General features: G+C 61.9%; 12 protein-coding genes and 1 other RNA gene. 4 read left to right on the top strand and 9 right to left on the bottom strand.

The window, feature by feature from the left end:
• Positions 1-19: 19 nt before the first annotated feature.
• From NL532_RS31920 to NL532_RS31895, 6 genes are all read right to left on the bottom strand, one after another.
• Complete coding sequence (locus tag NL532_RS31920) at positions 20-1,648, bottom strand: ABC transporter ATP-binding protein (RefSeq protein ID WP_023828460.1); 1,629 nt, start codon at positions 1,646-1,648, stop codon at positions 20-22.
• A complete protein-coding gene (locus tag NL532_RS31915; RefSeq protein ID WP_023682037.1) occupies positions 1,645-2,784 on the bottom strand; it encodes an ABC transporter permease in 1,140 nt (379 codons plus the stop codon). The genes NL532_RS31920 and NL532_RS31915 overlap by 4 nt, the downstream gene beginning before the upstream one ends.
• Positions 2,784-3,881 (bottom strand): microcin C ABC transporter permease YejB, encoded by a 1,098-nt coding sequence (locus NL532_RS31910; RefSeq protein ID WP_023828459.1) that lies wholly within the window; start codon positions 3,879-3,881, stop codon positions 2,784-2,786. Before NL532_RS31910 ends, NL532_RS31915 begins: the two co-directional genes overlap by 1 nt.
• A 174-nt stretch (positions 3,882-4,055) precedes the next feature.
• Positions 4,056-5,924 (bottom strand): extracellular solute-binding protein, encoded by a 1,869-nt coding sequence (locus NL532_RS31905; protein WP_023828458.1) that lies wholly within the window; start codon positions 5,922-5,924, stop codon positions 4,056-4,058.
• A complete protein-coding gene (locus NL532_RS31900) occupies positions 5,924-7,801 on the bottom strand; it encodes an extracellular solute-binding protein (protein ID WP_023828457.1) in 1,878 nt (625 codons plus the stop codon). Before NL532_RS31900 ends, NL532_RS31905 begins: the two co-directional genes overlap by 1 nt.
• A gap of 151 nt (positions 7,802-7,952) precedes the next feature.
• The gene (locus NL532_RS31895; protein ID WP_023688767.1) at positions 7,953-8,618 is read right to left on the bottom strand and encodes a c-type cytochrome; all 666 of its coding nucleotides are present in this window, start codon (positions 8,616-8,618) and stop codon (positions 7,953-7,955) included.
• 193 nt (positions 8,619-8,811) lie between these two features.
• Between NL532_RS31895 and NL532_RS31890 the strand changes: the two genes are divergently transcribed.
• Positions 8,812-9,537 (top strand): 3-deoxy-manno-octulosonate cytidylyltransferase, encoded by a 726-nt coding sequence (locus tag NL532_RS31890; RefSeq protein ID WP_023669513.1) that lies wholly within the window; start codon positions 8,812-8,814, stop codon positions 9,535-9,537.
• A 23-nt stretch (positions 9,538-9,560) separates the two neighbouring features.
• Complete coding sequence (locus NL532_RS31885; protein WP_023682034.1) at positions 9,561-10,424, top strand: prephenate dehydratase; 864 nt, start codon at positions 9,561-9,563, stop codon at positions 10,422-10,424.
• 7 nt (positions 10,425-10,431) lie between these two features.
• On the opposite strand, the gene NL532_RS31880 is transcribed toward NL532_RS31885, so the two are convergent.
• The 3 genes from NL532_RS31880 to NL532_RS31870 form a co-directional block, all read right to left on the bottom strand.
• Positions 10,432-10,737, bottom strand: coding sequence for a Dabb family protein (locus tag NL532_RS31880; RefSeq protein WP_023669515.1), 306 nt, complete (start codon positions 10,735-10,737; stop codon positions 10,432-10,434).
• Positions 10,738-10,811: 74 nt separating this feature from the next.
• Positions 10,812-11,753 (bottom strand): NAD(+) diphosphatase, encoded by a 942-nt coding sequence (gene nudC, locus NL532_RS31875; RefSeq protein WP_023738168.1) that lies wholly within the window; start codon positions 11,751-11,753, stop codon positions 10,812-10,814.
• A 35-nt stretch (positions 11,754-11,788) separates the two neighbouring features.
• Positions 11,789-12,208 carry an HIT domain-containing protein gene (locus NL532_RS31870; protein WP_023682032.1) on the bottom strand — a complete coding sequence of 140 codons (420 nt, stop codon included), beginning with the start codon at positions 12,206-12,208 and terminating at the stop codon, positions 11,789-11,791.
• Between the two features lie 157 nt (positions 12,209-12,365).
• Between NL532_RS31870 and ffs the strand changes: the two genes are divergently transcribed.
• An RNA gene (ffs, locus tag NL532_RS31865) (signal recognition particle sRNA small type) lies at positions 12,366-12,462 on the top strand.
• 204 nt (positions 12,463-12,666) lie between these two features.
• The gene (locus tag NL532_RS31860) at positions 12,667-14,478 is read left to right on the top strand and encodes a DNA polymerase III subunit gamma/tau (RefSeq protein WP_023828456.1); all 1,812 of its coding nucleotides are present in this window, start codon (positions 12,667-12,669) and stop codon (positions 14,476-14,478) included.
• Positions 14,479-14,490: the final 12 nt, after the last annotated feature.

Raw genomic sequence — 14,490 nt, 5'->3', positions numbered from 1 at the left:
TTGCGGATTGTATTCCCTGTTATTCGCTGACGATGCCGACCGGCGCCGTCTCGATCTTGAACGCGGCCGAGATCAGCGCCTTGGTATAGTCGGTCTGCGGCCGTTCGAAAATCTGTTCGGAAGGGCCGGCTTCGACGATCTTGCCATTGCGCATGACGATGACGTCATTGGCAAGGGCGCGAATGACTTTCAGATCGTGGCTGATGAACAGATAGGCAAGGTCGTGCCTGGCCTGCAGATTGCGCAAGAGGTCGACCACCTGTGCCTGCACGCTCATATCGAGCGCCGAGGTCGGTTCGTCCAGCATGACGAAGCGCGGATTGAGCACCATGGCGCGCGCAATGGCGACGCGCTGGCGCTGGCCGCCGGAGAATTCATGCGGATAGCGGTTCCTGGTCGCCGGATCGAGCCCGACCTCCTTCAGCACGGCGACGACCTTGTCGTCGCGTTGGTCGGGCGACAGCTTCGGCTCGTGGATCTTCAAGCCTTCCTCGATGATCTCCGAGACCGACATGCGCGGGCTGAGCGAGCCGAACGGGTCCTGGAAAACGATCTGCAACTCGCGGCGCAGCGGCCGCATGGCGTTGAAGGAAAGCTGGTTGATGTCGCTGCCATTGAACTGGATGGTGCCGGTCGATGAGATCATCCGCGCCAGCGCCAGCCCGAGCGTCGTCTTGCCGGAGCCGGATTCGCCGACGACGCCTAGCGTCTGGCCGGCGCGTACGGTGACGTCGATTCCGTCAACAGCCTTCACATTGTCGACGGTGGTGCGAAAGAAACCCTTTTTGATCGGGAACCAAACCTTGATGTCCTTGCCGGTCATAACCGGTTTGGCGGCGTCGTTGGCGGCCGGCGGCTTGCCCTTCGGCTCGGCGGCCAGCAGGTGCTTGGTATAAGCGTGCTGCGGGTTGGCGAAGATGTCCCTGGTCGGCCCGGTCTCGACGATCTTGCCTTTGGTCATCACGCAGACGCGGTCGGCGATCTTTCTGACAATGCCGAGATCATGGGTGATGAACAGCATTGACATGCCCTTGCGGCTCTTCAGCCCCGCCAGCAATTCGAGGATCTGCGCCTGGACAGTGACGTCGAGCGCCGTCGTCGGCTCGTCGGCGATCAGCAGTTCAGGCTCGTTGGCCAGCGCCATGGCGATCATGACGCGCTGGCGTTGGCCGCCGGACAGCTGGTGCGGATAGGCGTTGAGCCGCTTCTCCGGTTCGCGTATGCCGACCTCGTTGAGCAGCGCCAGCGTGCGCGCCTTGGCCTCGCGGTCGCCCATGCCCTGGTGCAGCGCCAGGATCTCGACGATCTGCTGCTCGATCGTGTGCAGCGGATTGAGCGAGGTCATCGGCTCCTGGAAGATCATGGTGATCTTGTTGCCGCGCACGCTGCGCAACTGCTTTTCGTTCATCGCCAAAAGGTCGGCGCCCTGGAACAGGATCTTGCCCGAGGGATGGCTGGCCGTCGGGTAGGGCAGAAGCTTCAGCACCGACAGCGCCGAGACCGATTTGCCGGAACCGGATTCGCCCACAAGCGCCACCGTCTCGCCCTTGGCGAGGTCGAAGGAGATGTGGTCGACGGCGGTCGACTCGTTGCCGCCTTGGGTGAAGGCAACGCTGAGATCGCGGACGGAGAGCAGGAGTTCGCTCATCGGAACGCCTTGCGCGGGTCGAAGGCATCGCGCGTTGCTTCACCGATGAACACCAACAGCGACAGCATCAGCGAGATGACGATGAAGCCCGATATACCGAGCCAGGGGGCATTGAGGTTACTCTGCGCCTGTTTTAGCAGTTCACCGAGCGACGCGGTGCCGGGCGGCAGGCCGAAGCCGAGATAGTCGAGCGAGGTCAGTGTCGAGATCGAGGCGCTGACCAGGAAAGGCATGAAGGTCAGCGTCGCCACCATGGCATTAGGCAGAAGATGGCGCAGCATGATGGTGCGGTTGGACACACCAAGCGCGCGGGCCGCGTTGACATATTCGAAGTTGCGTGCGCGCAGGAATTCGGCGCGCACCACGCTGACAAGCGACGTCCAGGAGAACAGCAGCATCAGCCCGAGCAGGATGAAGAAGCCCGGCGGCAGGATGGCGGCGACGATCAGCAGCAGATACAGCAGCGGTATCGCCGACCAGATTTCTATGAAGCGTTGAAAGAGAAGGTCGGTCCAGCCGCCGAAATACCCTTGCAGCGCGCCGGCGGCGACGCCGATAACCGACGAACCCGCAGTCAGGATCAACCCGAACAGCACGGAAATCCTAAACCCGTAGATGATGCGCGCCAGCACGTCGCGCGCCTGGTCATCGGTACCCAGCCAGTTCCAGTTGCCGACAATGCAGTCAGGATCGGCAGCGCCTTGCGGATATTGGCTGCATCGCCTCTGCGCGTCGTATTCCCATGACGGTTTTGCGGGAGCGGCGTCGGGGATCGCATTGTTGACGGTGCGATAGGAATAGCGGATTGGCGGCCAGATCATCCAGCCATTGGCGTTGATCTCGTCGCGGATGACCGGGTCGCGATAGTCGGTGACGGCGTAGAAGCCGCCGAATTTTTCCTCGGGGTAGGCGACCGCCACCGGGAACAGGATCTCGCCTTTGTAGTAGGCGACGATCGGCCTGTCGTTGGCGATCAGTTCGGCAAACAGCGACAGCACGAACAGAGCGAGGAATATCCACAACGACCAGTAGCCGCGCCGGTTGGCCTTGAAGTTCTGCCAGCGCCGCTTGTTGAGCGGCGACAGCCAGGGGCGGGCGATCCTTGTCGGTGTGATCTCGGCTGCAGCCTGCGTCATCAGACGTCTCTCCGCTCGAAATCGATGCGCGGATCGACCCATGTGTAGATCAGGTCGGACAACAGCGTCACGAACAAACCAAGCAGCGAAAATATATAGAGGTTGGCGAACACGACCGGATAGTCGCGCGCCAACACGGACCTGAAACCGAGCAGCCCGAGACCGTCGAGGGAAAAGATGTTCTCGATCAAAAGCGAGCCGGTGAAGAAGGCCGAGATGAAGGCCGCTGGAAAGCCGGCAATGACGATCAGCATTGCGTTGCGGAACACATGTCCGTAAAGCACCCGCCGCTCCGACAGGCCCTTGGCACGGGCCGTCACCACATAGTGTTTGCGTATCTCTTCCAGGAAGGAGTTCTTGGTCAGCAGCGTCGTCGTCGCGAAGGCCGACAGCACCAGCGCCGTCAGCGGCAAGGTCATGTGCCAGAAATAATCGACGATCTTGTCGGGCCACGACAATTGGTCCCAATTGTCGGAGACGATGCCGCGCAGTGGGAACCAGTCCCAGAAGGAGCCGCCCGCGAACAGCACCATCAGCAATATGCCGAACAGGAAGGCCGGTATGGCATAGCCGACGATGATCACGCCGCTGGTCCAGACGTCGAAGGCGGAGCCGTCCTTGACCGCTTTGCGGATGCCAAGGGGGATCGAGATCAGATAGGACAACAGCGTGATCCACAGCCCAAGCGAGATCGACACCGGCATCTTCTCCAGGATCAGGTCAAGAACCGAGATGTCACGGAAATAGCTGTCGCCGAAATCGAAGCGGGCATAGTTCCACAGCATCATGACGAAGCGTTCGAGCGGTGGTTTGTCGAAGCCGAATTGCTTTTCCAGCTTCTTGATGAATTCCGGATCGAGCCCTTGCGCGCCGCGATACTTCGAGCCGACGTCACCGGCCACATCGAAATTGCCGCCGCCTCCTGCATCGCCACCGCCGCTGCCGAGGCGGTCGCTGCCGCCCTGGTTGGTCAGGCTGGCGATGACCTGCTCGACCGGTCCACCCGGTGCGAATTGAGTGACGACGAAAGCAACCGCCATGATGCCGAACAGGGTCGGTATCATCAGCAGGATACGGCGCAGTATGTAGGCGCCCATCAGCTTTCACCCTCCCCCTTGTGGGGAGGGTCGATCCGCGAAGCGGGGCGGGGTGGGGGTAGTCTCGATCCGGCGTACGCCGTCACACCCCCACCCCGGTTCGCCATTCGCGCTGCGCACGAAGTGCTCACCGACCCTCCCCACGAGGGGGAGGGTAAAGTGCCGCGCAACAGCCTACCCTTTGCCAATTTTTGCCGCCTTGCCCTTGTCGACCCACCACAGCGCTTCGACCGGGAAGTCGAAATCGGGTTTCCGCTCGGGAAAACCGAACATGTCCCAATAGGCGCTTCGATGATTCGCCAGGAACCAACTTGGAATCCAATCCCGCCGTGCACGCAAGACCCGGTCGAGCGCGCGCATGGCAATTGTCAGGCCTTCGCGATCCTTGGCGGCGCCCGCGGCGTCAACCAGGGCGTCGATGGCCGGGCTCGACGTTCCCGGCAGATTGCGAGAGCCCGATACGGTAGCTGCTCGCGAATGGAAAATGGTTTCGAGGTCGTCACGGGTTGGCGTCGCCGGAAACGAGGCCGCGACCGAGACGAGGTCGTAGTCGAACGAATTCTGCCGCAGCTGATATTGCGCGGCATCCACCAGCCGGATCGAGGCATCGATGCCGACCGCCTTCATGTTTTCGACCCAGGGCGAGTAGACCTGCTCGAAGACTTCGTCGTCGACAAGAAACTCTGCGGACAACCGACCACCCTTGTCGTTCACGACGAAATTGCCGGACCGTTTCCAGCCGGCCTCGGCCAGAAGCTTGGCCGCCTTGCCAAGCAACTGCCGGTCGCGGCCGGAGCCGTTCGACGCGTCCTGGACCACGGCTTCGCCAAAAGCCTCGGCGGGAATCTGGTCGCGCAGCGGTTCGAGGAGAGCCAATTCCCTAGGCGAGGGCACGCCTTCGGCGCGAAAATCGGATTGCTCGAAGCAGGATTGCGAGCGCTCATAGGAACCGTAAAAGAAATTGCGCCGCGTCCATTCGAAGTCGAAGCAGAGCCCGATCGCCTGCCGCACGCGCGAGTCGCGAAACTGCTCGCGCCGCTGGTTGACGGCGGTGCCCTGCATCGAAGGCACCGTTTCGGCCGGGAATTCGTGCTTCACCACCTTGCCGGCAGTGAAGGCTGGGAAGTCGTAGCCGGTCGCCCAGACGCGCGAGGTGAATTCCTCCCTGTAGAGGATTTCTCCCTTCTTGAACGCTTCGAAGGCAACGCTACGGTCCTGATAGAACTCAACGCGGATCCGCTGAAAATTGCTCTGGCCGCGATTGACCGGCAGGTCGCTGCCCCAATAATCAGCCACACGCTCATATTCGATCCAGGCCCCTGCCGACCAGCGACCGACCTTGTAGGCGGCTGACCCCAACGGCGGGTTCATCTGCGAGGAATCGAACGGGTTGGTCGTGTAGAAAGCCTTCGACAGGACCGGGAACTCGACGACGTTGAGGATGGTGCGGCTTGTCTGCTTGCCGGAAAACCTAAGCTGCAGCGTGTGGGCATCCACGGCAATCGCGTCATCCAGATGCGTTAGCGGCAGGGAATAGTACGGGTGCCCCTTGTCCTTGAGCAGCTTGAAGGTGAAGGCGCCATCCTCGGCGGTCAATGGCGTGCTGTCATGGAAGCGGGCCTGCGGGCGCAGCGAGAAGGTGAAGTCGTTGCGGTCGTCGGAAATCGTCACGCCGTCAGCGATCAGCCCGTAAACGGCGTCAGGTTCGTCGTACGCTCTCACCATCAGTGAATCGAAGCACATCTCCGTGCGCTGGGGCGAATCGCCTTTGGGAACGAACGAATTCAGCGTGTTGAAGGTCAGCGGCGTCTGGTTGGCAAGCCAGTTGCGCGGCAGGAAGTTGAAGACGCCACCTTGCGGCGCATCGACATTGACATAGTCGAAATGAGTGAAGTCCGGCTTGTATTTGAGGTCGCCGAAAGCCGACAGTCCATGCAGTTTCACGCCGGTTGGGCTGGCGGCGAAAGCCTTGCCCGGCAGCAGCGCAGCAACGGCCGCGGCGCCACTGAGGGCCAGGAAATCGCGGCGAGGGAGCCCCGCCATCAATTGCTGCCCTTGTACTTGGCGGCCAGGGCCTTTTCCTTGTCCGCATCGATCCACCAGGAATCGATATCGGCGCCACGGTAGCCGGGCTGCTTTTCCGGGATGCCGAACTTGTTCCAGTAAGCCAGCCACACAACGGCGCGGTAGTATTGCGGCACCACATAGTAATTCCACAGCAGCACGCGATCGAGCGCATGGGTGGTGGCGACGAGGTCATCGCGATCCGTGGCAAAAATGATGCGGTCGACAAGGGCGTCAACGACCGGGTTCTTGATGCCGGAATAATTGCGCGATGCCGGTGTGTCGGCGGCCTTGGAGCTCCAGAAATCGCGCTGCTCGTTGCCGGGCGATTCCGACTGTTGGAGCTGTCCTGTGATGACGTCGTAATCGAATTTTCTGACGCGGTTGGTGTACTGGCTCGGGTCGACGATGCGCAGTGTCGCATCGACGCCGATCTTGCGCAGATTGGCGATCCAGGGGCTGGAAATGACCTGGTCGGTTTCATTCGAGCCTAGGATTTCAAACTTGAATGGCTCGCCGGTCTTGGCGTTGACCATCTTGCCGCCCTTGATCACCCAGCCGGCCTGGGCGAACAGGTCGACCGCCTGCTTCAGATATTTGCGCTCCGCCTGCGGCGAATCGTAGACCGGCAACTTGAATTCCTGGGTGAATACTTCCGGCGGCAGCTTGTCGCGGTACTTCTCCAGGATCTCCAATTCCTTGCCTTGCGGCAGGCCGCTCGAGGCCAGTTCCGTGCCCTGGAAATAGCTGTGGGTGCGAGTGTTGAAACCGAAGAACAGCGTGCGGTTCATCGATTCGAAATCGAACGGGTAGGTGAGCGCGGCCCTGACCAGACGATCGGCAAACAACCTATGTCTCTGGTTGAGCATGAAAGCCTGCATCGGCTCGGGCGAGGTGGTCTTGAACTCCTGCTTGATCACATCGCCGGCCTTGATCGCCGCGAAATCATAAAATGTCGCCCAGCGCTTCGAGCTGTTTTCCGGCTTGATATCGTCGAGGCCACCTTTCTTGAACGCCTCCCAGGAGGCGTTGTCGTCAAGAATGTAGGTAAAGTGCTGCGTGTCGAAATTCTCCCGACCGATTTTCACAGCCAGCTTGGCGCCCCAATAGTCGGGGACGCGCTGCCAGACGATTTCCGACCCCGCCTTGAAGCTGGCGATCTTGTAGGCAGCCGAGCCCAGCGGCGGCTCCAGCGTCCCCTTGGTGATGTCGCGTTTCTTGCCATTGGCGTCGGTGCCTTCCCACCAATGCTTGGGCAGCACGACAAGGTCGCCGAGGATCTTGGGCAGTTCGCGATTGCCCTTCTGGTCGAAGTGGAACTCGACCTCACGGTCCGAGACAGCGACTGCGTCGGTGACGTTTTCGAAATAGCGGCTGTACATCGGGCTGTTGGCCTTCAGCACCTGGAACGACCAGATCACGTCGTCAGTGGTGATCGGCTGTCCGTCATGCCATTTCGCCCGTGGGTCGAGCCGGTAGGTGGCCGAGGAATAGTCGGTCGGGTACTTGTAGGCATCGGCGATGAGCGGGTGGCTGACGCTGCCTTCGTCAGTCGCCTGATCCATCAGCGTGTCGTAGAGCAGGCCGCCGCCAAATGGCTGCAGGCCGGCCGCCGGCGATCCCTGAACGATATAGGGATTGAAGCTGTCGAACGTGCCGGAAACGACCGAATTGTAGGTACCGCCCTTCGGTGCGTCCGGATTCACATAATCGTAGCGCTGGAAACTCTCGCCATATTTGGACTCGCCGATCAGTGAGGAGGTGGTGTGCCATTCATCCGCGGCTGCTGCTTGCAACCCGGCAGCCACAACGGTTGCTGCCAGGAGGGACCTCAGAAGCGTTCGGCCAACCGTCATGCGTTCTCCTCTTCGCGATGCCCGGCAATCCTAAATGATTTGACGCCGGTGAAAACCGCCATGCGGCGGCTTTGTCGCCGCATATGCGATTTTCCTAACAAAAAGCCGGGCTGAACCCGGCTTTTTTGAGATCATGGAGATGACAATTCGGTTATTTGGCGGGCGCCGGTGCCGGCGTCGCAGGGGCTGGAGCTGCACCTTCAGCCGGCTTGGCCGGAGCAGCACCCTCGGCCGGCTTGCCCGGCGCGGTTGCATCAGCGGCGGCACCTGGCGTCGGCAGCGGCTTCGGACTATCCGACAGCGTGCGCAGATAGGCGATGACGTTGGCGCGGTCCTCGTCCTTCGGCAGGCCGGCAAAGCCCATCGCAGTGCCCTTCACGAATTTCTTCGGCGAGGTGATGAAGTGGTTGAGGTTGTCATAGGTCCACTTCTCCGCGCCGCCCTTGGAAAACTCTTTCATGCCGGCCGAATAGGCAAAGCCCTCATGCTCGGCGACGGGGCGGTCGACGATGTCCCAGAGATCCGGGCCGACCTTGTTGGGGCCGCCTTTTTCGCCGGAATGGCAGGCCTGGCATTTCTTAAAGACGGCCGCACCTTGCTCGACATTGGCGGTGGCCAAAAGGTCGGCGATCGGCTTGGCCTCTGCCGCGGGTCCGGCGGCGCCGCCTTCGGCAGGCTCCGTCGCCTCGATGGCAAAGCCGGGTTTTTCCGGCGCCGGCGAGGCAAACAGGGCGTCGGACACCAAACCGACCGAGAAGACGACGAAACAGGTTCCAAGCAACCCGGCGAGCAGTTTGTTGACTTCGTTGGAATCCATACGCCCCAGGGCTCCCTTTTCCGGCGGACCTCTCCGTCCACTCCGTCCGTCGGTATCGTGACCCACCCCGTCGAGCCGGTCAAATCGGGCGGAAACTAGGTCTTTTGCTTGGGCGTTGCAACACCTATAAGGGCGCTTCCAGTGAGACCTTTTGCCACTTTCCCCATCCTCTTTCGAACGCCTTGCAACCTCGATGTCCACGCTCATCCTGATCCCGGCCCGCATGGCCTCGACGCGCCTGCCGGGCAAGCCGCTGGCCGACATAGCCGGCGCGCCGATGATCGTCCATGTCGCCCGCCGCGCCGCTGAGGCTGGGCTTGGCCGGGTAGTGGTGGCAACCGACACGCGCAACGTGGCCGAAGCGGTGCGCGCGCACGGTTTCGAGGCGGTGATGACGCGCACCGACCACGAATCCGGTTCCGACCGTATCTTCGAGGCGCTGACCGCCCTCGACCCCGATCGCAAGGTCGAAACCATCGTCAATGTGCAGGGCGACCTGCCGACCATCGATCCCAAGATCATCGGTGCGGCGCTGAAACCGTTCGAGGACGCTGCGGTCGACATCGCCACGCTCGGCGTCGAGATCGTCCGCGACGAGGAAAAGGCCAACCCCAACGTCGTCAAGATCGTCGGTTCGCCGTTGTCGGCGACGCGGCTGAAGGCGCTCTATTTCACCCGCGCCACCGCGCCCTGGGGCGAGGGGCCGCTCTATCACCATGTCGGCCTCTACGCCTATCGGCGCTCAGCCCTCGAACGCTTCGTCGCGCTAAAACCTTCGCCGCTCGAACGGCGCGAGCGGCTGGAGCAGTTGCGGGCGGTGGAGGCCGGTATGCGCATCGATGCCGAGATCGTGCAATCGCTGCCGCTGGGCGTCGACACGCCGGAAGACCTCGAACGCGCCCGACAAATTCTTTCCTGAGACCTTCAACCTGAGATATCGGCATGCCTGACAAGACCAACAGAATAGCCTTCCAAGGCGAACCGGGCGCCAATTCCGACACCGCCAGCCGCAACATGTTCCCTTCGATGGAGCCGTTGCCGTGCCCCACCTTCGAGGATGCCTTCAACGCGGTCGAGACCAACAAGGCCGACCTCGCCATGATCCCGATCGAAAACACCATCGCCGGCCGCGTCGCCGACATTCATCATCTCTTGCCGGAATCGAAACTCCACATCGTCGGCGAGTATTTTCTGCCGATCCACTTCCAGCTGATGGTGCTGCCAGGCGTCAAACGCGAAGAGATCAAGACCGTGCACAGCCATATCCATGCGCTGGGACAGTGCCGCAAATACATCCGCAAGAACGGTTGGAAGCCGGTGATCGCCGGCGACACGGCGGGCTCTGCGAAGCTGGTCTCGGAGCTCAAGGACCGCACCATGGCCTCGCTCGCCCCGGCGCTAGCCGCAGAACTCTACGGCCTCGACATCATCGAGAAGAACGTCGAGGACACGGATTCGAATGTCACCCGCTTTGTCGTGCTGACCAAGGACAAGCGATTGGCCGAACGGCCCTCGGCCGACACCAAGATGATGACGACCTTCATGTTCCGTGTCCGCAACGTGCCGGCTGCGCTCTACAAGGCAATGGGCGGTTTCGCCACCAACGGCGTCAACATGACGAAGCTGGAGAGCTATCAGTTGGGCGCCTTCACCGCGACGCTGTTCTACGCCGATATCGAGGGCCATCCCGACGATCCACTGGTCAAGCTGGCGCTGGACGAACTGCGCTTCTTCTCGCGCGAAGTGCGCATTCTGGGTGTCTATCCCGCCAGCGAGTCGCGCGAGCAGTGGAAGGTCGCGGACTAAGGTTCCCCTAAACCAGCAGGGTCAGCGGCACATAGTCGATTTCCATGAAGGTTTCGACTTCCGGGATCCAGCGGTCGCGCACGAAGGCAACGTGGTCGGGATGCTCGTTATATCTGGTGTAGGCGGCCTGATCGACGAACTCCATCGAGAAGCCGAAGTGATAGTCGTTCTTCGGGCTGACTTGCCGCAGCGGCTCGAAATGGGTGACGCCCTTGATTGCGCTGAGAATGCGCTTGGCATCGGAGAGGAACCGCTTTTCCTCCAGCGAGTACTGCGGGTGCTTCAGGGTGAAAACCACGGTGTGACGGATCATTTTTTGCTCCCGTTAAGCAACTCCAGGAAAAGTGTGAAGCGGTTTTCCGTCCGGAATGCGTAAAATAACAAGTCTTATTCGCTGTCGACCCAGGCGCGGATCAGATGATGCGCGATCGCGCCTTTCGGCGGCGTGACCAGATTGTCCTTGTGCGTCCTCTCCAGCATGGAACGCACCTCGTCGCGAAAAAACCAGCGGCAATCTTCCAACTCGTTGAGATCGGCCTGGATGTCGTCATTGAGCGGTTCGCCGAAACAGCCGATCATCAGCGAATAGGGGAACGGCCAGGGTTGGCTGGCATGGTAGACGACGCGGCCGAGCCGGATGCCGGCTTCCTCCAGCGTTTCGCGGCGCACCGCCGCCTCGATCGTCTCGCCCGGCTCGATGAAGCCGGCAAGCGCCGAGTACATGCCGGGCCCGAAATGCCGGCCGCGGCCGAGCAGGCATTTTTCCCGCGTCGCCGTCAGCATAATCGCCACCGGATCGGTGCGTGGAAAGTGCTCGGTGCCGCAATTTGGGCAATGGCGCTTGTAGCCGCCGGCCCGCATTTGCGATTCATGGCCGCATTTGCTGCAGAAGCGATGGGTGGCATGCCAGGCAAGCAGGGCGGCGCCTTGCGCCAGCGCGCCCGCTGCCGCCTCGTCGATCAGCCCCTGCATATAGACCGAGCGATAATCGATCGCCTTCATGGTCTCCGGCAGCTGTTCGGGATCGAGGCCGACCGGCACGGCAAGTACCGGGCCGCTCTCGGCAAAGCCAAGCAGCACGCCTTGTGCGAGTGATGGCTGCAGCTTCTGGCTCTCAGCCAGATCGAACCAAGGGTCGAAGCTGCCATCGTGCAATTTCAGATACAGCCGTCCGCCATGCATCGGCAGAAGACGTGCCGAGGGATCGGCCAACGCCCTTTCGACGGAATCGTCGGCGCGGTTCTCGGATTGCCGATCAATCGTGTTTCCGGCGAAGCCGACGAACTGGCTCGGTTCGCGCAAGGGCGCGTCAAAAAGGCGAAAGGTCATGGAAGCTCGAACGTCTAGGGATGGACACAGGCGGCTTATAGCGCCGCCTTGATCTGTTGCGCAAACTGGCGGATGCCTGAACGCTCATAGGGCTCGCGCATGCCGTGCCCCCACACCGGACCCGGCCAGCCCGGATCGCCTTCCGAGCGGGCGATGACGTGGACATGCAATTGCCGAACGATGTTGCCGAGCGCGCCGGTGTTGATCTTGGTGCAGCCCGTGGTTCTTTTCAGCGCCTGCGCCACCATGTTGGTTTCGAAGGTCAACATCGCCTGGTCGAGCGGCGTCATGTCGTGGATTTCTTCGGCCCCCGGCCGCTGCGGCACCAGGACCAGCCATGGCCAGCGGCTATCGTTCATCACCCTGAGCTCGCACAGGCCGAGCCACATCAGCTGCTCGCTATCCGCCTCCAGCCTGGAGTCGAGCGTGAATCCGGCCTTGAGGCCCGGTAGCATTGGCGTTTCCCTTGCGCTTCTCGCATTATTCCCAAACTCATGACGCTAGAGCGGCTGCACGGGGGCTGCAAGCGATTCATTGAGCGGCGGAGTTCACGGGCATCCGATTCTCAATGCACCCTTGCATTTGATCGCTGAATTGCCGATATGGAACGCGGGAGGTTGGTGGTGGACGATCCACTCGCCAACCGGGTCAGGTCCGGAAGGAAGCAGCCCTAACGAGCCCGGAACGGGTCATTGTTCCAGCCTCCCACCTCATCGGCCCCTCTCGCGACATTGACGACGCATTGCAGCGCGGGCGAGACTATTGGAGCAATTCCAGGGAAAGTGTGAGCGGTTTCCCGTCCGGAATTGCGTTAAAGCAAAGGGTAGAGCGGTTTGCCGTTTCAGAAAACGGTGAAACGATCTAGCAGGAATCGGCTACGCTGAGACGCGGCCTTTTGGAGCTTTACGGGCGAATGAGCGAAGCCGGAAATTCGGACCCCGAAAACCTGGAGAAGCAAAAGGCCGTCGCCTATCGCGTGCTGGCGCGCAAATATCGTCCGTCGAATTTCTCCGAACTGATCGGCCAAGAGCCGATGGTCCGCACTTTGACCAACGCTTTCTCCACAGGCCGCATCGCCCAGGCCTGGATGCTGACCGGCGTGCGCGGCGTCGGTAAGACCACGACGGCGCGCATCCTGGCGCGCGCGCTCAACTACAAGACGCCGACGGTCGACCATCCCTCGGTCGACCTCGCCCTCCTGGGCGAGCACTGCCAGGCGATCATGGAAGGCCGCCATGTCGACGTCATCGAGATGGACGCCGCGTCGCATACCGGCATCGACGACATCAGGGACATTATCGAGCGCGTGCGCTATGCCCCGGTGTCGGCGCGCTACAAAGTCTACATCATCGACGAAGTGCACATGCTCTCCACCCAGGCCTTCAACGGCCTGTTGAAGACGCTGGAAGAGCCGCCCCCGCACGTCAAATTCATCTTTGCCACCACCGAAATCCGCAAGGTGCCGATCACCGTGCTGTCGCGCTGCCAGCGTTTCGACCTGAGACGCATCGATGCTGGCGCACTGGTCGCGCATCTCGCCTCCATTGCCGGCAAGGAAGGCATATCGGTAGACGACGACGCGCTGGCGATGATCGCGCGCGCCGCCGAAGGCTCGGCCCGCGATTCGCTCTCCATTCTCGACCAGGCAATCGCCCATGGCGGCGGCGCCGTCAGCGCCGAAGCGGTGCGCGACATGCTGGGTCTCGCCGACCGCGCCCGCATCGTCGACCTGTTCGAACATGTCATGAAGGGCGATGTGGCGGCCGCCCTTGCCGAATTCCGCAACCAGTACGACACCGGCGCCGATCCGGCTGCCGTGCTGACCGATCTGGCCGAATTCAACCACCTCGTCACCCGGCTGCGCTTCGTGCCGACGGCTGCCGACGACGCTTCCCTGTCCGAGGATGAGCGCCGCCGCGGCGCCGACTTCGCCAGCACGCTGTCGGTCAAGGTTCTGTCGCGAACCTGGCAGATGCTCTTGAAAGGCATTCCCGAGGTGCAGTCGTCCAACCGACCGGTCAGCGCCGGCGAGATGGTGCTGATCCGGCTGGCGCATGCCGCCGACCTGCCGACGCTGGACGAGGCGCTGAAATCTCTGGAGAGCGGCGCTCCGGCGTCCGGTGGTGCGTCACGCCCGAATGGTGCGCCGGTAAATGCCGGCAATGGCGGCGGCGCCAGCGCGGTAGCGCAGACCCGGATGCCGTCCGGGCCAGCCGGTGCGCAAACCATGCGATTGGTCGACGCGCCCCCGGTCGCCTTTGTCGCGCCTCCGCAGCCGGTCGTCGAGCCGCAATCGCCGCCGCTGAAATCGCTGGCCGATATTGTCGCTCTTGCCGACGCGCAGCGTGACATCGCCTTCAAGGTGCTGGTCAAGAGCTGTATTCGCCTGGTGCGCATCGAGCCCGGCCGTATTGACGTCGGCCTGACCGCCGATGCGCCCAAGATGCTGCTCAACGACTTGACGACGAAGCTGCGGGCCTGGACCGGCCGCAACTGGCTGGTGTCATTGTCGAAGGAAGAGGGCGGCCAGACGTTGGCCGAGATGGAATCGACCAGGCGCGAGACCGCTTTCTCCGACGCGAAAAGCGATCCGGCGGTGGCCGCCATCCTCGCGCGCTTTCCCGGCGCCAAGATCATCGACGTGCGCATTCCCGACGCGCCGGAAGTCGACACCGACAAGGCCGAAGCGCCGGTCGAGCCGCCGTCCGACGACGACGAAACCTGACCATAGCCACGA

The sequence above is a fragment of the Mesorhizobium sp. C120A genome, assembly GCF_030323105.1.
Classification (GTDB): domain Bacteria; phylum Pseudomonadota; class Alphaproteobacteria; order Rhizobiales; family Rhizobiaceae; genus Mesorhizobium.
Note: the sequence above shows the minus strand (reverse complement) of the source record. Positions and strands in the feature narration are given on the sequence as shown.

Coding starts and splice junctions, on each gene's coding strand:
- NL532_RS31920 (WP_023828460.1), bottom strand. CDS start 1,648: ATGAGCGAACTCCTGCTCTCCGTCCGCGATCTCAGCGTTGCCTTCACC.
- NL532_RS31915 (WP_023682037.1), bottom strand. CDS start 2,784: ATGACGCAGGCTGCAGCCGAGATCACACCGACAAGGATCGCCCGCCCC.
- NL532_RS31910 (WP_023828459.1), bottom strand. CDS start 3,881: ATGGGCGCCTACATACTGCGCCGTATCCTGCTGATGATACCGACCCTG.
- NL532_RS31905 (WP_023828458.1), bottom strand. CDS start 5,924: ATGGCGGGGCTCCCTCGCCGCGATTTCCTGGCCCTCAGTGGCGCCGCG.
- NL532_RS31900 (WP_023828457.1), bottom strand. CDS start 7,801: ATGACGGTTGGCCGAACGCTTCTGAGGTCCCTCCTGGCAGCAACCGTT.
- NL532_RS31895 (WP_023688767.1), bottom strand. CDS start 8,618: ATGGATTCCAACGAAGTCAACAAACTGCTCGCCGGGTTGCTTGGAACC.
- NL532_RS31890 (WP_023669513.1), top strand. CDS start 8,812: ATGTCCACGCTCATCCTGATCCCGGCCCGCATGGCCTCGACGCGCCTG.
- NL532_RS31885 (WP_023682034.1), top strand. CDS start 9,561: ATGCCTGACAAGACCAACAGAATAGCCTTCCAAGGCGAACCGGGCGCC.
- NL532_RS31880 (WP_023669515.1), bottom strand. CDS start 10,737: ATGATCCGTCACACCGTGGTTTTCACCCTGAAGCACCCGCAGTACTCG.
- nudC (WP_023738168.1), bottom strand. CDS start 11,753: ATGACCTTTCGCCTTTTTGACGCGCCCTTGCGCGAACCGAGCCAGTTC.
- NL532_RS31870 (WP_023682032.1), bottom strand. CDS start 12,208: ATGCTACCGGGCCTCAAGGCCGGATTCACGCTCGACTCCAGGCTGGAG.
- NL532_RS31860 (WP_023828456.1), top strand. CDS start 12,667: ATGAGCGAAGCCGGAAATTCGGACCCCGAAAACCTGGAGAAGCAAAAG.